Below are 21,671 nucleotides of genomic sequence, written 5' to 3' on the forward strand. Positions count from 1 at the left end.
GCAGAACGCTGCATGCGGGGATCCGTCCTGATGCCCTTCGTCGCCGCCATCCGTTCGCTGGGCCGGGCCGGACTGTTCTCGCTGTCGGTGTTCCGCGCGTCGGTGCCGACCCGCGACTTCCTGGCCGAGCTGACCCGCGAGATCTACAAGATCGGCGGGCGTTCGCTGCCGATCATCGCGGTGGGCGGCGCGTTCGTGGGCCTGGTGCTGACGCTGCAGGGCTACCGCACGCTGACCACGTTCGGCGCCAGCGATGCGCTGTCCACGCTGCTGGGGCTGTCGCTGTACCGCGAACTCGGCCCGGTGCTGACGGCGCTGCTGTTCATCGGCCGCGCCGGCAGCTCCATCGCCGCCGAGCTGGGCCTGATGCGCGCCACCGACCAGATCAAGGCGCTGGAGCTGATGGCCATCGATCCGGTCGCCAAGGCCGTGGCGCCGCGCTTCTGGGCGGCGGTGCTGACGGTGCCGCTGCTGACCGGCTTCTTCTGCTCGCTGGCGATCAGTGCCAGCTACTTCGAGGCCGTGCACGTGCTGGGCCTCGACAACGGCACGTTCTGGTCGGCGCTGCAGAACAGCGTGGACTTCTGGGACGACTTCGGCGTGGCGCTGCTGAAGTCGGCCGTGTTCGGCGGCACCGCCGCGCTGGTCGCCGCCTACGTGGGCTTCCACGCCGAGCCGACCATCGAGGGCACCTCGGTGGCCACCACCCGCGCGGTGGTGAACGCCTCGCTGCTGGTGCTGATGTTCAATTTCGTCATGTCTGCATTGCTGTTCAGGAGCTGAGCCATGTCCGTCCGTGGACCCCGTCTTGAGTTCGCCGTCGGCGCCTTCCTGCTGCTGGCCCTGGCCTCGCTGCTGGTGCTGGCGCTGGCGTCCACCAACAAGCGTTTCGGCGTGGGCGGCGGCAGCTACGAGCTGACCGCGCGCTTCTCCAACCTGGGCCAGCTGCGCAAGCAGGCGCCGGTGAAGATCGGTGGCGTGGTGATCGGCCAGGTGGCCGACATCCGGCTGGACCCGGTCAAGTTCGACTCGCTGGTCACGCTGTCCATCGACAGCCGGTACAAGGACCTGCCGGCCGACACCGCCGCCGGCATCTTCACCAGCGGCCTGCTCGGCGAGAACTACGTCGGCCTGTCGCCGGGGGGCGATCCGGAGGTGCTGAAGCCGGGCGAGGAGATCGCCTTCACCCAGCCCGCCGTGGACCTGCTGCAGCTGGCCGGCAAGTACATGTTCAGCGGCGGCGCCAACAATGCCGGTGCAGGCTCCGGGGAGACCCCGGCCAGCGGCGAGACCGCCGCTCCCCCCGTTACGGAAGAACCCACGCCATGAAGAACCCGATCAAGCCTTCCTTCCTGTCCGTCGTGCTGTCGGCCGCGCTGCTGGCCAGCGCGCCGGTCGTCGCGTCGGCGCAGACCACCGCCCCGGCCGCCGCCAGGCAGAACACCGCCAGCCAGGTCGTGCTGGCCAGCAGCACGCGCATCCTGACCACGCTCGACCAGCGCCGGGCCGAGTTCAAGTCGAACCCGGCCGCGCTGCGCCAGTTCGTCACCAGCGAGTTCAACACCCTGTTCGACGGCGATTACGCCGCCCGCCTGGTGCTGGGCGTGCATGGCCGCGGCGCCTCCGATGCCGACGTGAAGCTGTTCGGCCAGGCCCTGACCGAGCGCCTGCTGTCGGCGTACGGTGCCCGGCTGGCCGACTTCAACGCCCGCCTGAAGGTGCGCGTGAAGTCCGAGGCCCCGCTGCCGGGCGGCCGTGGCGTGAAGGTCGACACCGAGTTCGTGCAGGCCGACCAGACCGTCACCCCGATCACCTTCTACGCGCGCAACGTGGGCGGCCAGTGGAAGGTGTTCGACGTGCTGCCGGAAGGCGTGTCCTTCGTGCAGACGTTCAAGACCCAGTTCGACACGCCGCTGCGGCAGAAGTCCATCGCCCAGGTGGCGGCGGACCTGAAGTCCGGCCGGCTGCAGGTCAACGGCAGTGCCGGCGGCAACTGACGCCGGTCTCCGCCGCGACGGCGAGGCGCTCGTGTTCACGGGCGCACTCGACCGCGGCGCCGCCGCCGCGCTGTGGCCGCAGGCCTCGGCGCAGCTGGCCGGCGTGCAACGCATTGTCCTGACCAACGTCACTACCGTCGACAGCGCCGGGCTGGCACTGTTGGCGGAGCTGGCCGCGCGCCTGCGCGCCGGCGGCACGACCCCGCGTTTCGAAGGCCAGCCCGCTGGCCTGGCCGATCTCCAGGCCGCGTATCGCCTTTCGCCGGAACTGGACTTCCCGGCGTAACCCCACCCCCGCCGTTTCCAGGAATCAGGATGACTCTGTTCCGCCTCAGTACCGTGGTCCTGCTGGCCGCAATGGCGACCGCCTGTGCGTCGGCACCCAACCCCTCGACGGCCACACCGGCCGATGCGGTGGTGATCGACAGCACCGCGACGGCGGCCGCTCCGTTGCCGCCCGAGCCGCCGATCGACCCCGCCAGCATCGATGCGCCCGCGCCGTCGGCCGATGTCGCCGCCACGTCGGAAGGCGAGGACGACTTCGCCGCGATCTATGGCCAGGGCGCCTACGACCCGGTCGCCGATCCGACCCTGCCCGCACCCGTGCAGGGGCCGGAATCCTACGATCCGTGGGAGAAGTTCAACCGCAAGGTGCACCGCTTCAACAATGCGGTGGACCGCGCCGTTGCCCGTCCGCTCGCCCGCGCCTACGTGGCGGCGGTGCCGCGCCCGGTACGGCTGGGGGTGGGCAACTTCTTCGACAACCTGCGCCAGCCTCTGACGATGGTGAACCAGCTGCTGCAGGGCCGCCCTCGCGACGCCACGCAAACGCTCGGCCGCTTCCTGCTGAATTCGACGGTCGGCATCGGCGGCATCTTCGATCCCGCCAGCGACCTGAAGATGAAGCGCCGCAGCGAGGACTTCGGCCAGACGCTGGGCACCTGGGGCTGGAAGCGGTCGCGCTACGTGGAACTGCCGTTCTTCGGCCCGCGCACGGTGCGCGACGTGCTCGGCCTGGCCGGCGACATGCCGCTCAGTCCGGTCAGCAAGATCGAGGACGACAAGACGCGCATCTTCCTGCAGGGCCTGAACCTGGTGGACACCCGGGCGCAACTGCTGTCGCTGGACAGCCTGCGCGAAGGCGCGGTGGACGATTACGCGCTGGTCCGCGACTCCTGGCTGCAGCGCCGCAATTACCAGATCGAAAGCCATCGCACCCAGCAGCAACTTGACGAGGAACTGCCGGAATACCTGCAGGACGACGAAAACGACCCGACCGTCCCGGTCGATGCCATGCCGATGCCGGAGATCAGCGGCGGCGGTTGAGGTCGGCAGGTCGCGGTGAATGGAAACGGCGCCTCCCGGCGCCGTTTTTTTGTCTGTCGTGGGAGCGACGTGAGTCGCGATCGACGTGTCAGACCATCCGATGTCGACCGGACGCCCGACGCCACGCGTCTCCCTCCTCGTGAATGGACACGCGATTGGCCCGGACCTGCCGTCGCGACTCACGTCGCTCCCACGATTCCTCGCTCACTCCGCCTCGTCGCCGCCCAGCAGCTTCTGGCTCTCCTCACCCGGCAACGCTTCGACACCGCGCAGCTGGCGCTCGATCGCGCGCGTGCGGACGCCGGCCTGCTTGATGCTGTTCTGCACCGTGTCCAGCTGGCTGTTGGCCTTCTCCAGCACGGTGGCGAACTTGCCGAACTCGGTCTTCACCGCGCCGAGCAGTACGCGCACCTCGCTGGAGCGCTTCTCGATGGCCAGGGTGCGGAAGCCCATCTGCAGACTGTTGAGCAAGGCCGCCAGCGTGGTCGGGCCGGCGATGACGATGCGATGGTCGCGCTGCAGCGCATCGACCAGTCCGGGACGGCGGATGGCCTCTGCATAGAGCCCTTCCGTGGCAAGGAACAGCACCGCGAAGTCGGTGGTGTACGGCGGCACCACGTATTTCTCGTTGATCGACTTGGCCTGCACCTTGATCGCCCGCTCCAGCTGGGTGGCGGCCGTGCGCATCGCGTCGGCATCGCCGCGTTCCTGGGCATCCAGCAGGCGCTCGTAGTCCTCGCGCGGAAACTTGGCATCGATCGGCAGCCACACCGGTACCTCGCCCTCCTGGCGTCCCGGCAGGCGGATGGCGAAATCCACGGCTTCGTTGCTGTCCGGACGCACCTTCACGCTGCGCGCAAACTGCTCGGCCGTCAGTACCTGCTCCAGCAGGTTCTCCAGCTGCACTTCGCCCCAGCCGCCGCGATCCTTGACGTTGCTCAGTACCCGCTTGAGGTCGCCGACACCAGTGGCGAGCTGCTGCATTTCACCCAGGCCGCGCTGGACCGCCTCCAATCGCTCCGACACCAGCGAGAACGAGGCATCGAGCCGCTGCGTCAGCGTGGCCTGCAGTTTCTCGTCCACCGTCGCGCGCATCTGCTCCAGTTTCTGCGCGTTGTCGGCCTGCAGCTCCTTCAGGCGATCCTCCAGCGTGGCCCGCATCTCGCCGATGCGCTGCTCGTTGCGCTGGGTCAGTTCGTTGAGCCGCTGGCCCAGCGTGTCGGCGAAGCGCTGCTGCGACTCGGACGCGTCGAGGCGGCCCTTGCGCGCGTCTTCGGTCAGGGTATCGCGCAGCACGTCGAGGCGCTGGTCGGTGCGCGTGCTCAGGTCGGACAGGTTGCGGGCGAAGCCGTCGATACGGAGTTCCTGCGCGCGCGACAGCCCTTCCAGCTGCTCGCGCAGCTCGCTGCGGCCTTCGCGCTGCTCGTCGCGCAGCGCGCGTTCCAGCAGGTCGCCGATGCGCGCCTCGGGGCGGCGCAGCACCAGCACCGCCAGCAGCACGACGGCGATGGCCACGAGGATCAGGAGGAGCACGAGCAGGGTCTGGGAATCCATGCCGACAGTGTAGCCGCTGGCGTCTCACGACCTGAGGCGGGAGCGACGCGAACGGCCTCGCAATGCAAGCGGGCTCGGCGTCACGGATGCGGAAACGCGTGTTGACCCCCTGTTCCCGCTCACCGCACAGTCGCGACGCACTGACCGCCTGGGGAAAGCCGGCATGCTGCACCGCCTCCGTACGCTGATGGGTGCCACGCCCGATCCGCTGCCCGCGTTCGCGGCCGCGCGGGTCGCCGCGCTGCGCGAGGCCCTGGGCGAACCCGAACGCATCGACCGCGACGACGACCGCCGCCACCGCGTCGACATCCATGTCTATGCGCGCCGCTTCCCCGACGACGACCGGCCCGGCTACATGCTGGCGACCTGCGGCATGAGCGACCGGCTGATGACGCTGCCGGCCCGCTACGACGGCGACGAGTCGGCCGCACGCGAGCTGTTCTGGTACGTGCGCGAGCCGCAGCCGGCCTTCATCGAGCGGCTGCGCTGGCTGGCGAAGCTGCCGTTCGCCGAAGGCAGCTGGCTGGGCTATGGGCATACCGTGCCGCTGCCTGCACCGCCGCTGGACGGCTCGCCGTTCTCGACCTTCCTGCTGCTGCCGCCCGCGTTGGCCAGCGACCGGCACCTGTTCGACAACCTGCACCTGCACGGCCACGGCGTGGAGGCGCTGGTGGTGCACCTGCTGTCGGATGCGGAGTACGACCTGGTCCGCTCGGACGAAGGCCTGGACGTGTTCCTGGACCTGCTGGACGTGCATCGCTATCCGCCGGTGTTCGATCCCTCACGACGCTCGTATCTCTGAGCCGCGCCGCCACGGCGTGGTGCGCCGCCGATTGCCAGCGCCGTCCCGGGCCGCTTAGGCTGCGGGCGGTCGCGGGCGGCATGCCGCGCCTCATTTCCCTTTCGACTGCGCAGGCGCATCGCCCGCGCGCTGTCCCGTTGACGCATCCCGAGGAGTTTCCATGACCTGGCTACGGCGCAAATCCATCGACCGGATCACCGAGCACGAAGAGGGCCGGCGCCTGGTGCCCACGCTGAGCTGGCCTCACCTGGTCGCCCTGGGCATCGGGGCCATCGTCGGCACGGGCATCTACACGCTGATCGGCGTGGGGGCCGAGAAGGCCGGACCCGCCGTGCTGATCTCGTTCGTCGTCGCCGGCGTGGTCTGCGCCTGCGCGGCGCTGGCCTATGCCGAGCTGTCGACGATGATGCCGGCCGCCGGCAGCGCCTATACGTACAGCTACGGCGTGCTGGGCGAATCCATTGCCTGGATCGTCGGCTGGAGCCTGATCCTGGAGTATTCGCTGGTGGTCAGCACGGTGGCGGTGGGCTGGTCCGGCTACTTCGTCGGCTTCCTCGAATGGGTGCAGCAGAACTTCGGCTGGAACGTCACCCTGCCCGCCGCACTGTCGGCCGGCCCGCACGCCGGCGGCGTGATCAACCTGCCGGCCATCGTCATCACCTTCGCCGTCGCCGGCCTGCTGATCGCAGGCACGCGCGAGAGCGCCACGCTCAACGCCATCCTGGTGGTGTTCAAGCTGATCGCGCTGGCGGTGTTCATCGCCGTCGCGCTGCCGGCGTTCAATCCGGACAACCTGCAGCCGTTCATGCCGTACGGCTTCCCGAAGTCGATCGGGCCCGACGGCGTGGAGCGGGGCGTGATGGCGGCGGCGGCGATCATCTTCTTCGCGTTCTACGGCTTCGATGCGATCTCCACCGCAGCCGAGGAAACCAAGAACCCCGGCCGCGACCTGTCCATCGGCATCATCGGCTCGATGGTCGGCTGCACGCTGATCTACCTGCTGGTGGCCGTCGCCGCGGTCGGCGCGCTGAGCTACACGGTGTTCGGCCAGAGCGCCGAGCCGCTAGCGCTGATCATGCGCGAACTCGGCCACGGCACCGCCGCGCTGGTGATCGGCATCGTGGCGATCGTCGCGCTGCCGACCGTGCTGCTGGCGTTCTTCTACGGCCAGAGCCGCATCTTCTTCGTGATGTCGCGCGACGGCCTGCTGCCGCGCAGTCTGTCGAAGGTCAATCCGCGCACCGGCACGCCGGTGGCGATCACGGTGTTCACCGCGGTATTGGTCGCGGCGCTGGCCGGCGTTGCGCGGCTGGACGAAATCGCCGCGCTCGCCAATGCCGGCACGCTCGCCGCGTTCGTCGCGGTCGGCGTGTGCCTGCTGGTGCTGCGCACGCGCGAACCGAACCGCCCGCGCGTGTTCCGCACGCCGCTGGCGTGGGTGGTGGGCCCGGTCGCGATCCTCGGCTGCCTGTACCTGTTCTGGAGCCTGCCGCATCGCACGCAGCTGTGGTTCCTCATCTGGAACGTGGTCGGCATCGTCGTCTACCTGGCCTACAGCCGGCGCAACAGCATGCTCGCCAAGGACAGCGCATGACCGCGTAGCGTGCGCCATGCGCACGACCCGGATCGAGTGAAGATCCCGAGTCGTGCGTGCAGCGCACGCAGCGTCCATACGCCTGCGTCTGCATTGCGGACGCTTCATTCCCGGCGCCGGCGGCACTAAGATGCCGCGCAGGCATTCCATCCCCCGGGTTACCACGTTGATCATCCATCCCAAAGTCCGCGGCTTCATCTGCACCACCACCCATCCGCTCGGCTGCGAGCTCAACGTGCGTGACCAGATCGCCGCGACGCGCGCGCAGGGCGTGCGCAGCGACGGGCCGAAGAAGGTGTTGGTGATCGGCGCGTCCAGCGGCTACGGCCTGGCCGCGCGTATCAGCGCGGCGTTCGGGTTCGGTGCGGACACGCTGGGCGTGTTCTTCGAGAAGCCCGGCAGCGAGAAGAAGGCCGGCACCGCCGGCTGGTACAACTCGGCCGCGTTCGACAAGTTCGCGAAGGACGCCGGCCTGTACAGCCGCTCGATCAACGGCGATGCGTTCTCCGACGAGGCGCGCGCCAAGGTCATCGAGCTGATCAGGACGGAAATGGGTGGCCAGGTCGACCTGGTCGTGTACTCGCTGGCTTCGCCGGTGCGCAAGCTGCCGTCCACCGGCGAAGTGAAGCGCTCGGCGCTGAAGCCGATCGGCGCGCCGTACACCTCGACCGCAGTCGACACCAACAAGGACGTCATCACCCACGCGACCATCGAACCGGCCACCGAGCAGGAGATCGAGGACACGGTGACGGTGATGGGCGGCCAGGACTGGGAACTGTGGATCGATGCGCTGGAGAAGGCCGGCGTGCTGGCCGACGGCGCGCGCACGGTGGCCTTCAGCTACATCGGCACCGACATCACCTGGCCGATCTACTGGCACGGTGCGCTGGGCCGTGCGAAGGTCGACCTGGACCAGACCGCGCAACGGCTGGATGCGCGCCTGAAGAAGACCGGCGGCACCGCCAATGTCGCCGTGCTGAAGTCGGTGGTGACGCAGGCCAGCTCGGCGATCCCGGTGATGCCGCTGTACATCAGCATCGTCTTCAAGGTGATGAAGGAACTGGGCCTGCACGAGGGCACCATCGAGCAGCTCGACCGCCTGTTCCGCGACCGCATGTACCGCGCGGACGGCGCGCCGGCCGAGACCGACGACGAGAACCGCCTGCGCCTGGACGACTGGGAACTGAAGCCCGAGGTGCAGGAGAAGGCGAAGGCACTGTGGCCACAGGTGACCACCGAGAACCTGTTCCAGCTGACCGACTACGCCAACTACAAGCACGAGTTCCTGAAGCTGTTCGGCTTCGAGCGCAGCGACGTGGACTACGACGCCGACGTGGATCCGGACGTGCGGTTCGACTGCATCGAGTTGTCGCCGGAGGGGTGAGCTCCCGGCCGGTCTGGCCGGCCACTGTAGGAGCGACGTCAGTCGCGACCGCACGGTCTGACAGCAGGCATCTCATCAAACAGACGATGGGCGTCGAATGCATCATCCGGCGCCATCCATACCTGTCAGTGCGCGGTCGCGACTGACGTCGCTCCTACAGTGAAGTTGGCTTGCAATCGGGACCCAGCGCGCGGATGCGCATGCCACGGATATGCACGGCATTGCCATGGTCCTGCAGCGCGAGATGCCCGCGGCGTGCCTTCGCGAACTCCGCCTGTCCGGCGAACTTGCTGGCGGCCACGCGCCGCTTCCAGTCCTCGCTGTCCGCGTCGTACACCGCGACGCGCTCGCCATTGAGCCAATGCTCCACGCGCGGACCGCAGGCGACGATGCGCGCGTGGTTGTACCGGTCGATCGGCCGCAGCACATCGCGTGCCGGCACCACCAGATCGTAGACGGCGCCGGCGCGATGGCTGGGCACGAAGCGGTCTTCGGCCCCGCGGTCATCGAGCAACTGGTACTCCACGGCGCGCGCCCATACCGGCATCGCATCGACCGCGCGATAGAACAGCCCGCTGTTGCCGCCGGCCGGCAGGCGCCATTCCCATTCCAGTTCGAAGTCGCCGTAGGTGCCGACGCTGAGGATGTCGCCGCCACCGGCTTCAGTGAGCACGAGTTCGCCGTCGCGGACCTGCCAGCGTGGATCCAGCGTGGCGTCGCCGACACTGCGCCATTGCGATGCGTCGACGAGCGATTGCCAGGGCGCGGCCGGCGTGGACGCGCAGCCGGCCAGCAGCGCGGCGAGCAGGACCGGGACGATCCACACGCCGCGTGCGTCCATACTCAGTCCAGCACGCGGCAGAACACCGCCTTCAGGTAGCGCGATTCCTGCACGTGCGCCATGAAGGGATGGTCGGGACCGGCGCCGGCGACCTTGAGGATCTGGATGGTGCGACCGGAGAAGTAGGCGGCGCGGCGCAGCATGTCGAGGAACTGCTCCTCGCTCACGAGGCCGGTGCACGAGAACGTGGCGAACAGGCCACCGGGCTTCACCACGCCCAGCGCCAGCTTGTTCATGTCGAGGTACTTCTTCAGCGCGGCGATCACCTGTTCGCGGTCGCGCGTCATCTTGGCCGGATCGAGGATCACCACGTCGTACTGCTCGCCGCGGTTCGCCGCGTCGCGCAGGTACGGGAAGATGTCGGCCTGCACGAACTTCGGCCGCGCGTTGTTGAGCTTGGCGTTGCCCTTGGCGATCTGGATGACGTCCTGGTCGATGTCCACGCCGATGACCTCGGACGCACCGCGCGCCGCGGCGTACACCGCGAAGCCGCCGGTGTTGCAGCACAGGTCCAGCACGGTCTTGCCTTCGACCTGCTGGCTGAGCCACTGGCGGTTCTCGCGCTGGTCGGCGAAGAACCCGGTCTTGTGCGCCCCGGCCGGATCGGCACGGAACTTCACGCCGTACTCGGTGATGACGGCCGCTTCGGTGGTGGTGTTGCCGTGGAACTCGAAGCTCTCCTGCTTCTGCACGTGCTCGTCGGCGAAGCTGTGGAAGCGGCAGCCGGGGAACTGCTCGCGCAGCGCCTGGTAGATCCATTCGCGGTGGCGGAACATGCCGGCGGCGAAGAACTCGACCACGATCAGGTCGCCGTAGCGGTCCACGACCAGGCCGGACAGGCCGTCGCCTTCGGCATGCACGACACGCCAGGCGTCGCTGACGGCGTCCAGTTTCAGCACGTCGCGGCGCAGCGACACGGCGTCGGCGATCCTGCGCGAGAACCAGCCGGCGTCCACCGGAATATCGGGGTGGGTCTCCAGGATGCGCACGGCGATGCGCGAATGGCCGTTGTAGAAGCCGCGGCCTATCCACTCGCCGTCCACGCCGACGACCTCGACCACCGTGCCCGGCTTGGGTTTGGCGGCGGGCTTCTCGACCAGCTTCTGGAAGATCCACGGGTGGCTGGAACGCCAGGCGTTCTTCAGGCGTACGGTCGGGTTGGGCGTGTTCATGAACGGCATTTTACCTGCCCGGTTGACCCGGCCGGGCGCTGCCCGGAGAATCCGCGGCAGAAGGGGAGTAGCTCCCGACGTGAAGGCCGTCATTTCGAGCAGCGATGCTCCGGTCCCACGGCAGCCCACCGGGCTGTGAGCGAGACCTTCGCCGCGATGGCGAAGGCATACCCCGGATCCCCCCGTTTCCCGGTTCCGAGATGCCCGCGCCCGCGGCCGTCCTCCACTCATTTCGGGAACTCCGATGGAAACGATAGGCAACGTCTGGTTGTGGGCCGGCTTCGGCGGCCTGGTAGTGGTCGCGCTGCTGGTCGATCTGGTGCTGATGCGCCACGGCGGGGCACACAAGGTGACGTTCAAGGAAGCCGCCTGGTGGAGCATCGGCTGGGTCGCCCTGGCCATGCTCTTCAACGGTGCGCTCTGGTGGTACCTCAACGAGACCAGCGGCACGGTCGAGGCCAACCGGATCGGCCTGGAGTTCCTGACCGGCTATCTGGTCGAGAAGGCGCTGGCGGTCGACAACATCTTCGTGTTCCTGATGCTGTTCACCTACTTCGCCGTGCCCGAGGAACAGCGGCAGCGCGTGCTGGTGATCGGCATCCTGGGCGCGATCGTGCTGCGCGCGATCCTGATCTTCGTGGGCGCGGCGCTGCTGGCGAAGTTCCACTGGCTGCTGTACCTGTTCGGCGCCTTCCTGCTGCTGACCGGCATCAAGATGTGGTTCGCCGCCGGCAAGGAGCCCGACCTCGAGACGAACCCCGTGCTGCGCTGGATCACCGGCCATCTGCCGCTGATCAACCGCTACCGCGGTTCCGCCCTGTGGCTGGGTCGCGGCAAGCGCCGCCGGTACACGCCGCTGTTCGTGGTGCTGGTGATGATCGCGGTGACCGACGTGATCTTCGCGGTGGACAGCATCCCGGCGATCTTCGCGATCACCTCGGACCCGTTCATCGTGCTCACCTCCAACGTGTTCGCCGTGCTGGGCCTGCGCGCCATGTTCTTCCTGCTGGCGGGCATGGCCGACCGCTTCCACCTGCTGCCGTACGGCCTGGCGGTGGTGCTGGCCTTCATCGGCAGCAAGATGCTGCTGGTGGACCTGTACAAGATCCCGGTGCTGTGGTCGCTGGGCACGGTGGCCATGATCCTGGCCGTGACCGTGGTGCTGAGCCTGGCGAGGCCGCAGAAGGCCGGTCCGGCCGCCTGACGCGATACCGGCAGACCATCCCGCCTGCGGGATGGTCTGTCCATCGCACGGCGGACTTGCAATCGCACGGCACGCCGCCAGAACTGGACCATGGACCTGCATCCCGACGACCCGGCGTTCGATCCGGAGACCCAGCAGCGCTACGACCGCAGGCGCATCCTGCGCGCACTCAACCTGAGCCTGGCCTTCGTGCTGGTGCTGGCGGTGGTGTATTCGGCGCAGAACAGCTTCGACGTGCGGGCATTCACCATCACGCCGCTGTCGATGGACGGCCTGCTCGGCATCCTGACGGCGCCGCTGCTGCACGGCTCGCTGGAGCACATCGCCGCGAATGCATCTGCGCTGCTGATCCTCGGCACGCTGGCGGGCGCGGTCTATCCGCGCGCGACGTTGTGGGCCATCCCGCTGGTCTGGCTGGGTTCCGGCCTGGGCCCGTGGCTGCTGGCCGATCCCGGCACGCACACGCTGGGCGCCAGCGGCCTGACCCACGGCCTGATGTTCATGATCTTCATGCTCGGCCTGCTGCGCCGCGACCGCGCCGCGATCGCCGCCGGCATGATCGCGTTCCTGTTCTACGGCGGCATGGTGCTGACCATCCTGCCGCGCGAAGCCGGCGTGTCGTGGCAGGCGCATCTGGGCGGCGCGGTGGCGGGATTGATTGCCGCCTTCCTGTTCCGCCGTCTCGATCCCGAACTGCCGCGCAAGAAGTACAGCTGGGAGATCGAGGAAGAGGAAGCCGCGCGCGGCGATGACGAACTCGAACTGCCCGCGCCGCGCGACGTGCCGCTGCTGTGGGTACGGCCGGAGCATCCGGAAGAAGAACAGCGTGGCGTGGTGCTGCGTTTTACCCGCCATCCGGCGGTCGAAAGCCCGCCGCGGGAGCCGCCGTCATCCTGATGCCTCCTGTGGGAGCGACGTGAGTCGCGAAGGAGGTCTGCTGTCGATGAGGCACAAGGAAAAGGCAGGCCGTACAGGTCTGCCTTTTCTTCTTGCGAATGAGGGATCGCGCCCTTTCGCGACTCACGTCGCTCCCACGAGGCACGGCTCGTGCGCCATGCGCACGACTGCGGTGTTGACCGGGGATCATGAGGTCGTACGCGCAGCGCACGCTACATGCAACACGGGCGCCCTGCGGCGCCCGTGTGTCGATCGGGCTTCTGTGCGGATCAGAACTTCGCGCTGAACTCCACGCCTACCGTGCGCGGCTCGTTGATGAAGCCGGTCAGGTTGTTGAAGTCGATGCCGCCGACGATGCGGGTCTGGTCGGTGATGTTGCGGCCGAACAGGGCCACTTCGTAGTCGCCGTAGTTCCATGCATAGCCGATACGCAGGCCGCCTTCCAGCGACGACTTGCCGCGGAACTCCAGCGACTCGTACAGGAAGAAGTTCACTTCGCTGCGGTAGGCCCAGTCGGTGTAGATGTACAGCTCGGCGCCGTCGCCCATGCCGATGCCGTAGCGCGCGGTCAGGTTGTGCACCCACTTCGGCGCCTGCGGCAGCGGGTTGCCGTCGATCGCGTAGCCCGTCGGCGTGAGCGGATCGGTCACGGTGCAGCCACCGCCGCAGCCGGGCACGGTGAGGTTGGCGTCCTGGATTTCGGTGTCGTTGTAGCTGCTGCCCAGCGTGACCAGCAGGCTGTCGGTCAGGTAGGCCTCCAGGTCCAGCTCGAAGCCTTGGCCCACGCTCTTGTCGGCGTTGAGCAGGGTGGCGATGTTGGACCCGCCGCCGACGGCGATGATCTGCTGGTCGTCGACGTTGTAGCGGAACACGTTGAAGCCGACGCGCGCGCGCTTGTCCCACAGGTCGGCCTTGACGCCCACTTCGTAGGAGATCACCTCTTCCGAGTCGGCCGTGGACACGCCGCCGTTGGGCGCGCCTGCAGCCGCGAACAGCAGGCGGCCCTGGATGGACGGCGCGCGGAAACCCTTGGCCACGCGGCCGTAGACATTGACGTCGTCGTTGAGGGCATAGACCGCGCTCAGGTCCCAGCTGACGTCGTTGACGTCGGTACTGACGCGGTACGGGCCGCCGACCGGCGCACCGAACGGCGCGGCTTCCAGCACGCTGGCGCTGAAGTCCTTCTTGTCCTGCGTGTAGCGCACGCCGCCGCGCAGCTTGAGCTGTTCGGTCACGTCGTACTCACCGGAGGCGAATGCGGCCCACGCGGTGTTCTCCTGCTCCTGCACGGCGTAGCCAGCGCGCGGATTGCCCGGCGCCAGCGAGTCGTAGTTGAAGCTGTCGATGGTGATGTCTTCCCTGAAGTAGAAGACGCCCGCCTGCCAGTTGAACTTGCCGGCGTAGTCGGATTCCAGGCGGAACTCCTGGGTGACCTGCTTGTGATCGGGCAGGCCGTCGGCCGATTCAGAGGCGAACGGGATCACGCCCGGCCCGGAATCCGGCAGGAATACCGCACCGTAACCGCCGTCGATATCGCCGCGGTTGAGCGATTCGGCCGTCTCGTAACCGGTGATCGAGTACAGGCTCAGGTCGCCGAAGTCCCAGCGCAGGCGCGCGCTGCCGCCCCAGGTGTCCAGCCACGAGAAGTTCTGGCCGTCGACCGACACCTTGTCCTTGTCGAAGCCCGGCACGAAGTCGTTGCTGCCCGGCTCGATGATGTTGGCGCGGAACAGGCGCGCGGTGCCGTTGAGGTGGCGCTTGTGCAGGTTGAACAGCGCTTCGAAGCCCTCGCCTTCGTACAGGAACTGCACGCGGGCGGCGGACTCGTCGTACCCCTCGAAGCCGTCGCTGGTGCCGGCGGCGTAGGTGTTGTCCACCCAGTCGTCCTTGCGCTGGTACAGCGCCGACACGCGGGCCGACCAGCGCTCGCTCAGCGGACCGCCGACGGCGCCCTCGAAGTTCCACATGCTGTCGGTGCCGTAGGCGAGCTGGGCGTAGCCGCTCAGTTCGCGGGTCGGCTTGGCCGACTCGAACTTCACCACGCCGGCCGGCGTGTTGCGGCCGAACAGCGTGCCCTGCGGGCCGCGCAGCACTTCGATGCGCTCCAGGTCGAACACCGGGAAGCCCTTCAGCAGCGGGCTCTCCTGCACGACTTCGTCATAGATCAGCGAGACCGGCTGCGAGGCGTTGAGGTCGAAGTCGGTGTTGCCCAGGCCGCGGATGTAGAAGCGCGGGAAGGCGCGGCCATAGGAGGATTCGATGTTCAGGCTCGGCACGCGGCCGGACAGGAAGCGCACGTCGTTGCCGCCGGAGCCCAGCACGTCCAGCTTCTCGGCGCTGACGCTGGAGATGGACACCGGCACATCCTGGATGTTCTCGACCTTGCGCTGCGCGGTGACCTGCACGGTGTCGAGCGTGGCGGCGTCCTTGTCGGCCGGGGTGGCGTCCTGGGCGAGGGCGGTGCCGAAGGGCAGCAGCGCGGCGATGGCGAAGGCGAGGCGATGCGGCCGGACGGCGGCCGGGCGGACTGGGGACATGGTGGTGGCTTTCCGAGTGGGTGGGAGTCGGGCGCCGGGCGGCGCTAGCACGCGAATGTTGCATTACAGCAACAGGGCGGGCAATGGCCGGAAGTCCCGCTTCCGGCGCACGTCGCGCCGGATGCCCGACTGGCACCGGATTTCCGTACCCGCGGCGTTCCTCCGGTATGTTCGGCAGGGCCAATCGGGGCTTGCCGGGGCGGCCATCGATACGCGGCAGGCACCGTCCACGGTTGGCCTTCGTTGCGACCGCGCCCTGTATGCTGCGCCGCTGTCGTCCCACCCTGCCCCGCCCCATGCGCCTGATCCGCCGTTCGCGCCCCTTCCTGTTCGCCTGCTGCGCGGTGCTGCTGGCCGCCTGCGGGGGCGACAACGTCAAGCCGACGCCCCCGCCGGTGCCCGTCGCGACGGTGCCGCCCGCGCCGAAACCGAAGGTCGGCATCGCACTGGGTGGCGGCGCGGCCAAGGGCTTCGCGCACATCGGCGTGATCAAGATGCTGGAAGCCAACGGCATCGAGCCGCAGGTCGTCTCCGGCACCAGCGCCGGCAGCGTGGTCGGCGCTCTGTACGCCAGCGGCATGGACCCGTTCCAGATGCAGAAGACCGCCTTCGCACTGGACGAAGCGAAGATCCGCGACGTCCGCCTGTTCTCCGGCGGCCTGGTGCAGGGCCAGAAGCTGCAGGACTACGTCAACGACCTGGTCGGCAAGCGCACCATCCAGCAACTGAAGAAGCCGTTCGCCGCCGTCTCCACGCAGCTGGAGAACGGCGAGCGCACGGTGTTCGTCCGCGGCAACACCGGCCAGGCCGTGCGCGCGTCCAGCAGCATTCCCGGCGTGTTCGAACCGGTGGTGATCGGCAAGGCCAGCTACGTGGACGGCGGCGTGGTCAGTCCGGTGCCGGTCGACGCAGCGCGCCAGCTGGGCGCGGACTTCGTCATCGCCGTGGACATCTCCACCAAGGCGCCCGGCACCAAGCCCGGCAGCATGCTGGGCATCGTCAACCAGTCCATCGGCATCATGGGACAGCGCCTGGGCGAACAGGAACTGGCGCGCGCCGACATCGTCATCCGCCCGAAGGTCAACGACATCGGCCCGGCCGACTTCGAGCAGAAGAACACCGCCATCCTCGAAGGCGAACGCGCCGCGCTGGCGGCGATGCCGCAGATCAAGGCCAAGCTCGCCGAACTGCAGCGCACGCGCACCGCCGCGCATGCCGCCAGGCACGCACCGCCGAAGCCGGACCCGCGCTGCCTGGAAGAACCCTCGCGTCTCGGCAAGCTGTTCGGCCGCGACGTGAAGTGCGATGCCGCCGGCCAGCCCGTAAAACAGTAGAGCGGAGCCTGCTCCGCCGCTTCTGCACCCCACGCCCCGCGATGCCTGACGCCGTGTGGAGCAGGCCACGTCGGTTCTACGCTTCGGTCACGCGGCGCAGGTTGTCGCGTGCCCTCGCCTCCAGCATGTCGTGGAAGTGCGGCGTGCTGTAGATCGCCGACCGATCCAGGAAGCCCTTCAGGATTTCGCGCCGCTTGCGCCGGAACAGGAAGCCGGGCACGTAGGCGTATTCCTTGCGGATCTGCTGCTCGTACTCGTCGAAGCGGGCGCGTTCCGCGCCAAGGATCGACAGGTCGATGTCGACCAGCAGCTGTTCGTCCCGGCCGGACGGCACCGCGGTATGCCGCGTCGCCATGATCAGGTCGTGTACGCGCTGCGCCGCGTCGGTCGACACGCCCGCATCGCGCAAGGCATCGCGTGCCCAGTCGGCGCTTCGCTGCTCGTTCTGGTGACCCTTGACGTCGTAGATCGCGTCGTGGAACCAGAGGGCGAGTTCGACTTCATCCGGATGCCCGGCCAGCGCGCGCGTGTCATCGAACGCCGAGAGGCATTCACCGAGATGCTGCTGCGTGTGGTAATGCCGCTGCGGCTCGGCGTACGCGGCCATCAACTGCGCGAACAGCGCGCCGCCCTCGCCCGCCGCGCCGATGCCGCTCCATGCGCGTTGCCAGGAGGTGCTGAAAAGATCCATGGCGCAGTCTAGGACGAAAGAGACGCAAGCGCGGGAAACACAGGCGTGGGAGCGACGTCGCCCCCACATCAATGCCGCGTGCGATCACCGCCTGGACGGCAACCCATGCCCACCCACCGGCACCGTCTCGACATGGCGGTCGAAGCCGGCGATCAGCGGGCGCGCCTTCGCGATGGCCTGCTGCACGGCCGGCAGCGAGAGCGAGGCCTGGTGGCTGGCGGCATCGGTCCAGACTTCGGTGATCCAGATCGCATCGGCGTCGGCGGGATCCTGCGCGATGACGTAGCTCAGGCAGCCGGGCATGGCGCCGGTGCCGTCGAGCAGGATCGCGAGCAGCGCGTCGCGCTGACCCGGCGTGGCGCGCATCTTGCCGATCAGTCCGTACATGGCAGTTCCTCTGAAAGGGGCGGGCGCGTTGTAGCACGCGATGCGGACAGGCGATGTCCTCGTCAGGCCTTCGGCAGCGGCAGTCCGGCGTCGGTCTTCACCGCGCGCAGCACGAAGCTGGAATTCACATCGGCCACGCCGCTGGCGTTGAGCAGGTTGTCGAGCAGGAAGCGCGAGAAGTGCTCCAGGTCCTGCACCACCACGTGCAGCAGGTAGTCCATGTCGCCCGTCAGCGCATAGCAGGCCACCACCTCGTCCCACGCCCGCACGCTGTCGCCGAAATGCTGGACGCTGGCCGGGTCGTGCTTCTCAAGCTGCACGCGGACGAAGGCCTGCAGGCCCATGCCGATGGCCTGGGGATCGACGCGCGCCGCATAGCCTGCGATCACGCCGGTCGCCTCCAGCCGCTGGATGCGGCGCAGGCAGGCCGACGGCGACAGGTTCACCTGGGCGGCGATGTCGGCATTGGTGGCGCGGCCATCGCGCTGCAGCAGGGCCAGCAGGCGCAGGTCGGTGCGGTCGAGGGGGGTCGCTTCGGCCATATGCTGCGCAGGATACCCTGTTCATGCACGATCATTGCGCGGATGACAGGAACAGTCGCAACTTTGCAAGCCTGTTGCGCGGCGGGGGCGCTAGGATCGTCTTTCACCAGTCCGCCACCGGGGGAACCGTCATGAACGAACCGCGCCGCGTCGAGCACCAGCAGACCGACAAGGGCTACGTGCCGGTCTACACCACCGCCATCGTCGACCAGCCGGCCGACTACCCGGCGGACGACCATGCGACCTGGGGCGCCCTCTACGAACGCCAGCGCGCGCTGCTGGTCGGCCGCGCCTGCGACGAGTTCCTGCAGGCGCAGGACGCAATGGGCATGACGCCGGACCGCATCCCGCGCTTCGACGCGCTGAACGAGATACTGCGCGCCACCACCGGCTGGACGCTGGTCGGCGTGGAGGGCCTGCTGCCGGAGCTGGAGTTCTTCGACCACCTCGCCAACCGCCGCTTCCCGGTGACCTGGTGGATCCGCCGCCCGGACCAGATCGACTACATCGCCGAACCGGACCTGTTCCACGACCTGTTCGGCCATGTGCCGCTGCTGATGAACCCGGTGTTCGCCGACTACATGGAGGCCTACGGCAAGGGCGGCGTGAAGGCGCACGGGATCGGCCCGGATGCGCTGCAGCACCTGACGCGCCTGTACTGGTACACGGTGGAGTTCGGCCTGATCGATACGAAGGATGGCCTGCGCATCTACGGCGCCGGCATCGTGTCGTCGAAGGGCGAGTCGCTGTACTCGCTGGAATCGGACGCGCCCAACCGCATCGGCTTCGACCTGGAGCGCATCATGCGCACGCGCTACCGCATCGACACGTTCCAGAAGACCTACTTCGTGATCGACAGCTTCGAGCAGCTGATGAACGCGACCGCGCCGGATTTCACCCCGATCTATGCGCGGCTGGAAAAACAGGACGCAGTCCCCGCCGGCGATGTACGCGAGGGCGACACGGTCTACACGCGTGGCACCGGCGAAGGCTGGGCGGACGGCGGCGACGTCTGACGGGTGTGCCGTCGTGGAACGGAGCTTGCTCCGCTGCTTCTGCCCGCTGCGTCGAACTTGATCGATTGCGGAAGGCATTCACCCTCATGGCCCGGGACGGAAGGGCAGCCGGGCAAGGTCGGCTCTACAATCCGCCGTCCCCTTCATCGTGCGTGCTCCGATGCCCAGATTGCTCTCCCTGCTCGCCCTGCTGGCGCTCCCGCTGCTCTCCTTTTCGGCTCTCGCCCGCAACTGCGTGGTGACGATCCAGGCCACGGACATGATGAGCTTCGACCTGAAGACCATGCGCGTCCCCGGCGACTGCGCACAGCTGCGGGTCGTGCTGAAGCACACCGGCCGCATGCCGGCACAGGCGATGGGGCACAACTGGGTGCTGACCGAAACACGCCACCACCGCGAAGTCGGGCTGGCAGGCGGCCGCATGAAACTGGCCGACGCCTACGTGCCGCGCAACGACGCCCGCGTGATCGCGCATACGCCGGTGATCGGCGGCGGACAGACGACCGAGGTGGTGTTCCCGACGTCGCGCCTGCGCAAGGGCGGCGACTACACCTTCTTCTGCTCGTTCCCGGGCCACTGGAACATGATGAAGGGCCGCCTCGTCTTCGAGTGAGCTGAGCGACCCGCTCTCCGCGACCTTCGCGGCGGGCCGCCGTTGGTATGATGCGCGCCGATTCTGTGACGGAGTTCTCGTGATGGCCTCTGCCGAAGCATTGTGGCGCTGGCTGCGCCAGTGGCGACGCGAACACCTGCAGGTCGACCGGGTCGCGGTGCTGCGCAACGTCGACGAAGGGGGGCAGCTAGGCCCGCGCTATGCCTTCATGACCGTCATGGCCTGCGGCATCGCCACGCTGGGTCTGCTGCAGAACTCGGTGGCCGTCATCATCGGCGCGATGCTGATCTCCCCGCTGATGGGGCCGATCGTCGAACTGGGCATGTCGCTGGCCACGTTCGATTTCCGCAGCCTGCGCGAGTCGCTGAAGACGCTCGCGGTGGGAACCGCGGTCGCCCTGATCACCGCGACCGCGATCGTGCTGGTCTCACCGCTGCAGGAAGCCACGCCGGAAATCCTGGCACGCACCGAGCCGACCCTGTTCGACCTGCTCGTCGCGGTGTTTTCCGGATTGGCCGGCGCCTACGCCACCATCACCCGCAAGGGCGAGACCATCGTCGGCGTCGCCATCGCGACTGCGCTGATGCCCCCGCTGGCCGTGGTCGGCTTCGGCATCGCCACCCTCAACGCCAGCATCGCCGGTGGCGCGCTGTTCCTGTTCATGACCAACCTGCTGGCGATCGCGCTGTCGGTCACCATCATGGCGCGCTGGTACAACTTCGGGGGGGCCGATTCACCCAAGCAGACCGCATGGCAGGCCGCCATGATCGTGGGGACCTTCCTGCTGCTGTCGATCCCGCTGGGACTGGCGCTGCGCGACATCGCGGCGCGCGGTGTGGCCGACCGCACCATCCGCAACGCCATGGACGAAGCCGCCCGCGACCACGGCGGACAGCTCACCACATTGCGCGTGGAACGCAACGACGACGTGCTCCGCGTCGACGCGGTGATGCTCCTGCCGCAGCACCTGCCGCAGCTGGACCGGCAACTCGAACGCAAGCTCGAATCCGTCCTCGCCAAGCCGGTCGAGGTGTCCCTGCGCGAACTGCTGACCGCCGACGAGACGGCGCTGGCGAACGAGCAGGCATCGCTCGCCCAGCTGCGCGAAAGCGTGATGCGCCTGCAGAGCGTGGCCGAGCGCGATGCGGCCCAGCGCAGTGCCGGCACCCGCGCGAGCGAAGCGATGCATCAGCGCGTGCTGGCGCATTTCGGGCAGCTGGAAATCCTGGAAGGCGGGCAACGGGCGCGCTGGCAGCTCAACGGCACGGCAGGACTCGATATCGTCGAGGCTCGGCGCCTGGAACAGGCGCTGGCGACCGACGACCCCGGCGCCCTGCAGGTGCAGGTGGTGCCGGCGCTGCAGGCGCTGCCGCCGGTGGCCTTCGGCGACGACCAGTCGGCGCTGGATGCGGCGGGCACCGCACAGGTGGAGGCGATCGCGTGGGCACTCCGGCGCTGGGGCGTGAACCAGTTGTCCGTCGACGGATACGCCGGCAACGACGCCACCCTGGCGCTCGCACGCGCCGAAAGCGTCGTCGCCGCGCTCGACAGACAGGGGATCCGCGGGGCCACGGCGCGGGCGGTGCCGGGCACCGATGCACGAAGCGTCGCCGCCGCCGAGGGTGCGACGGTGTTGCGCGAAGCCCGCATCCGGCTCGGGTCGCCCTAGCGGCGCGTATGGCGCGCCGTGCGCGTCGCGGCAGGCGCGCATGTTGACGAAGACCGTCAACCGGTCGGGGAAATACGCGGCCATGTCCGGCACGCGGGCGGGCGGGCGCGC

21 protein-coding genes are annotated in these 21,671 nt (G+C 68.4%); 14 read left to right on the forward strand and 7 right to left on the reverse strand.

Translation table 11 applies throughout. The annotated features are described in order from the left end of the window. Nucleotides 1-30: 30 nt before the first annotated feature. The 5 genes from VGN58_RS17400 to VGN58_RS17420 are packed head-to-tail and all read left to right on the forward strand — an operon-like array spanning nucleotide 31 to nucleotide 3,323. A complete protein-coding gene (locus tag VGN58_RS17400) occupies nucleotides 31-783 on the forward strand; it encodes an MlaE family lipid ABC transporter permease subunit (RefSeq protein WP_327484691.1) in 753 nt (250 codons plus the stop codon). A gap of 3 nt (nucleotides 784-786) precedes the next feature. After that, nucleotides 787-1,329 (forward strand): outer membrane lipid asymmetry maintenance protein MlaD, encoded by a 543-nt coding sequence (gene mlaD / locus VGN58_RS17405; RefSeq protein WP_327484429.1) that lies wholly within the window; start codon nucleotides 787-789, stop codon nucleotides 1,327-1,329. Nucleotides 1,330-1,337: 8 nt separating this feature from the next. Continuing rightward, nucleotides 1,338-1,997 carry an ABC transporter substrate-binding protein gene (locus VGN58_RS17410; RefSeq protein WP_327484692.1) on the forward strand — a complete coding sequence of 220 codons (660 nt, stop codon included), beginning with the start codon at nucleotides 1,338-1,340 and terminating at the stop codon, nucleotides 1,995-1,997. Beyond that, a complete protein-coding gene (locus VGN58_RS17415) occupies nucleotides 1,981-2,283 on the forward strand; it encodes an STAS domain-containing protein (RefSeq protein WP_327484430.1) in 303 nt (100 codons plus the stop codon). The genes VGN58_RS17410 and VGN58_RS17415 overlap by 17 nt, the downstream gene beginning before the upstream one ends. Before the next feature lie 29 nt (nucleotides 2,284-2,312). Continuing rightward, a complete protein-coding gene (locus VGN58_RS17420) occupies nucleotides 2,313-3,323 on the forward strand; it encodes a VacJ family lipoprotein (RefSeq protein WP_327484431.1) in 1,011 nt (336 codons plus the stop codon). A 204-nt stretch (nucleotides 3,324-3,527) separates the two neighbouring features. On the opposite strand, the gene rmuC is transcribed toward VGN58_RS17420, so the two are convergent. Beyond that, nucleotides 3,528-4,823: a DNA recombination protein RmuC gene (rmuC, locus tag VGN58_RS17425; protein WP_414710832.1), complete on the reverse strand. Its 1,296-nt coding sequence runs from the start codon at nucleotides 4,821-4,823 to the stop codon at nucleotides 3,528-3,530. Between the two features lie 217 nt (nucleotides 4,824-5,040). Between rmuC and VGN58_RS17430 the strand changes: the two genes are divergently transcribed. From VGN58_RS17430 to fabV, 3 genes are all read left to right on the forward strand, one after another. Then, complete coding sequence (locus tag VGN58_RS17430; protein WP_327484433.1) at nucleotides 5,041-5,679, forward strand: suppressor of fused domain protein; 639 nt, start codon at nucleotides 5,041-5,043, stop codon at nucleotides 5,677-5,679. A gap of 160 nt (nucleotides 5,680-5,839) precedes the next feature. Then, nucleotides 5,840-7,273, forward strand: a complete 1,434-nt coding sequence (locus VGN58_RS17435) for an amino acid permease (protein ID WP_327484434.1) — start codon at nucleotides 5,840-5,842, stop codon at nucleotides 7,271-7,273. A 166-nt stretch (nucleotides 7,274-7,439) separates the two neighbouring features. After that, nucleotides 7,440-8,657 (forward strand): enoyl-ACP reductase FabV, encoded by a 1,218-nt coding sequence (gene fabV / locus VGN58_RS17440; protein ID WP_327484435.1) that lies wholly within the window; start codon nucleotides 7,440-7,442, stop codon nucleotides 8,655-8,657. 154 nt (nucleotides 8,658-8,811) lie between these two features. Here fabV and VGN58_RS17445 read toward each other — a convergent pair whose 3' ends face one another. Next, complete coding sequence (locus tag VGN58_RS17445; RefSeq protein WP_327484436.1) at nucleotides 8,812-9,498, reverse strand: DUF1080 domain-containing protein; 687 nt, start codon at nucleotides 9,496-9,498, stop codon at nucleotides 8,812-8,814. 2 nt (nucleotides 9,499-9,500) lie between these two features. Then, on the reverse strand, nucleotides 9,501-10,670 hold the full coding sequence (locus tag VGN58_RS17450) for a class I SAM-dependent rRNA methyltransferase (RefSeq protein ID WP_327484437.1): 1,170 nt from the start codon (nucleotides 10,668-10,670) through the stop codon (nucleotides 9,501-9,503). A 244-nt stretch (nucleotides 10,671-10,914) separates the two neighbouring features. Here VGN58_RS17450 and VGN58_RS17455 point away from each other — a divergent pair, with 244 nt between their 5' ends. Both VGN58_RS17455 and VGN58_RS17460 read left to right on the forward strand, forming a co-directional pair. Then, nucleotides 10,915-11,874 carry a TerC family protein gene (locus VGN58_RS17455; protein ID WP_327484438.1) on the forward strand — a complete coding sequence of 320 codons (960 nt, stop codon included), beginning with the start codon at nucleotides 10,915-10,917 and terminating at the stop codon, nucleotides 11,872-11,874. Between the two features lie 90 nt (nucleotides 11,875-11,964). Continuing rightward, nucleotides 11,965-12,771 (forward strand): rhomboid family intramembrane serine protease, encoded by an 807-nt coding sequence (locus VGN58_RS17460; RefSeq protein ID WP_327484439.1) that lies wholly within the window; start codon nucleotides 11,965-11,967, stop codon nucleotides 12,769-12,771. A 269-nt stretch (nucleotides 12,772-13,040) separates the two neighbouring features. Here VGN58_RS17460 and VGN58_RS17465 read toward each other — a convergent pair whose 3' ends face one another. After that, nucleotides 13,041-15,308 carry a TonB-dependent receptor gene (locus tag VGN58_RS17465; RefSeq protein ID WP_327484440.1) on the reverse strand — a complete coding sequence of 756 codons (2,268 nt, stop codon included), beginning with the start codon at nucleotides 15,306-15,308 and terminating at the stop codon, nucleotides 13,041-13,043. A 296-nt stretch (nucleotides 15,309-15,604) separates the two neighbouring features. Between VGN58_RS17465 and VGN58_RS17470 the strand changes: the two genes are divergently transcribed. Next, on the forward strand, nucleotides 15,605-16,642 hold the full coding sequence (locus tag VGN58_RS17470; protein WP_327484441.1) for a patatin-like phospholipase family protein: 1,038 nt from the start codon (nucleotides 15,605-15,607) through the stop codon (nucleotides 16,640-16,642). Between the two features lie 76 nt (nucleotides 16,643-16,718). Here VGN58_RS17470 and VGN58_RS17475 read toward each other — a convergent pair whose 3' ends face one another. The 3 genes from VGN58_RS17475 to VGN58_RS17485 all read right to left on the reverse strand — a co-directional run bounded on the left by VGN58_RS17475 (nucleotide 16,719) and on the right by VGN58_RS17485 (nucleotide 18,262). After that, on the reverse strand, nucleotides 16,719-17,333 hold the full coding sequence (locus VGN58_RS17475; protein ID WP_327484442.1) for an N-methyl-D-aspartate receptor NMDAR2C subunit: 615 nt from the start codon (nucleotides 17,331-17,333) through the stop codon (nucleotides 16,719-16,721). Between the two features lie 84 nt (nucleotides 17,334-17,417). After that, nucleotides 17,418-17,720, reverse strand: a complete 303-nt coding sequence (locus VGN58_RS17480; protein WP_327484443.1) for a putative quinol monooxygenase — start codon at nucleotides 17,718-17,720, stop codon at nucleotides 17,418-17,420. A 62-nt stretch (nucleotides 17,721-17,782) separates the two neighbouring features. Continuing rightward, on the reverse strand, nucleotides 17,783-18,262 hold the full coding sequence (locus tag VGN58_RS17485) for an Lrp/AsnC family transcriptional regulator (protein ID WP_327484444.1): 480 nt from the start codon (nucleotides 18,260-18,262) through the stop codon (nucleotides 17,783-17,785). Nucleotides 18,263-18,393: 131 nt separating this feature from the next. On the opposite strand from VGN58_RS17485, the gene phhA reads away from it, so the two are divergent. The 3 genes from phhA to VGN58_RS17500 all read left to right on the forward strand — a co-directional run bounded on the left by phhA (nucleotide 18,394) and on the right by VGN58_RS17500 (nucleotide 21,560). Next, complete coding sequence (gene phhA, locus VGN58_RS17490) at nucleotides 18,394-19,278, forward strand: phenylalanine 4-monooxygenase (protein ID WP_327484445.1); 885 nt, start codon at nucleotides 18,394-18,396, stop codon at nucleotides 19,276-19,278. Nucleotides 19,279-19,438: 160 nt separating this feature from the next. Further along, on the forward strand, nucleotides 19,439-19,891 hold the full coding sequence (gene azu, locus VGN58_RS17495; protein ID WP_327484446.1) for an azurin: 453 nt from the start codon (nucleotides 19,439-19,441) through the stop codon (nucleotides 19,889-19,891). A gap of 82 nt (nucleotides 19,892-19,973) precedes the next feature. Beyond that, a complete protein-coding gene (locus VGN58_RS17500) occupies nucleotides 19,974-21,560 on the forward strand; it encodes a TIGR00341 family protein (protein ID WP_327484447.1) in 1,587 nt (528 codons plus the stop codon). The last annotated feature ends 111 nt before the right edge of the window (nucleotides 21,561-21,671 follow it).

Origin of the sequence: Pseudoxanthomonas sp., assembly GCF_035999195.1 — a bacterium.
Classification (GTDB): domain Bacteria; phylum Pseudomonadota; class Gammaproteobacteria; order Xanthomonadales; family Xanthomonadaceae; genus Pseudoxanthomonas_A.

What these genes read in the sequence shown, in the direction of transcription:
- VGN58_RS17455 (WP_327484438.1), top strand. Translation starts at nt 10,915, where the DNA reads ATGGAAACGATAGGCAACGTCTGGTTGTGGGCCGGCTTCGGCGGCCTG.
- phhA (WP_327484445.1), top strand. Translation starts at nt 18,394, where the DNA reads ATGAACGAACCGCGCCGCGTCGAGCACCAGCAGACCGACAAGGGCTAC.
- VGN58_RS17475 (WP_327484442.1), bottom strand. Translation starts at nt 17,333, where the DNA reads ATGGATCTTTTCAGCACCTCCTGGCAACGCGCATGGAGCGGCATCGGC.
- VGN58_RS17480 (WP_327484443.1), bottom strand. Translation starts at nt 17,720, where the DNA reads ATGTACGGACTGATCGGCAAGATGCGCGCCACGCCGGGTCAGCGCGAC.
- VGN58_RS17400 (WP_327484691.1), top strand. Translation starts at nt 31, where the DNA reads ATGCCCTTCGTCGCCGCCATCCGTTCGCTGGGCCGGGCCGGACTGTTC.
- VGN58_RS17500 (WP_327484447.1), top strand. Translation starts at nt 19,974, where the DNA reads ATGGCCTCTGCCGAAGCATTGTGGCGCTGGCTGCGCCAGTGGCGACGC.
- VGN58_RS17470 (WP_327484441.1), top strand. Translation starts at nt 15,605, where the DNA reads ATGCGCCTGATCCGCCGTTCGCGCCCCTTCCTGTTCGCCTGCTGCGCG.
- VGN58_RS17450 (WP_327484437.1), bottom strand. Translation starts at nt 10,670, where the DNA reads ATGAACACGCCCAACCCGACCGTACGCCTGAAGAACGCCTGGCGTTCC.
- VGN58_RS17485 (WP_327484444.1), bottom strand. Translation starts at nt 18,262, where the DNA reads ATGGCCGAAGCGACCCCCCTCGACCGCACCGACCTGCGCCTGCTGGCC.
- azu (WP_327484446.1), top strand. Translation starts at nt 19,439, where the DNA reads ATGCCCAGATTGCTCTCCCTGCTCGCCCTGCTGGCGCTCCCGCTGCTC.
- VGN58_RS17420 (WP_327484431.1), top strand. Translation starts at nt 2,313, where the DNA reads ATGACTCTGTTCCGCCTCAGTACCGTGGTCCTGCTGGCCGCAATGGCG.
- VGN58_RS17465 (WP_327484440.1), bottom strand. Translation starts at nt 15,308, where the DNA reads ATGTCCCCAGTCCGCCCGGCCGCCGTCCGGCCGCATCGCCTCGCCTTC.
- mlaD (WP_327484429.1), top strand. Translation starts at nt 787, where the DNA reads ATGTCCGTCCGTGGACCCCGTCTTGAGTTCGCCGTCGGCGCCTTCCTG.
- VGN58_RS17435 (WP_327484434.1), top strand. Translation starts at nt 5,840, where the DNA reads ATGACCTGGCTACGGCGCAAATCCATCGACCGGATCACCGAGCACGAA.
- VGN58_RS17445 (WP_327484436.1), bottom strand. Translation starts at nt 9,498, where the DNA reads ATGGACGCACGCGGCGTGTGGATCGTCCCGGTCCTGCTCGCCGCGCTG.
- VGN58_RS17430 (WP_327484433.1), top strand. Translation starts at nt 5,041, where the DNA reads ATGCTGCACCGCCTCCGTACGCTGATGGGTGCCACGCCCGATCCGCTG.
- VGN58_RS17460 (WP_327484439.1), top strand. Translation starts at nt 11,965, where the DNA reads ATGGACCTGCATCCCGACGACCCGGCGTTCGATCCGGAGACCCAGCAG.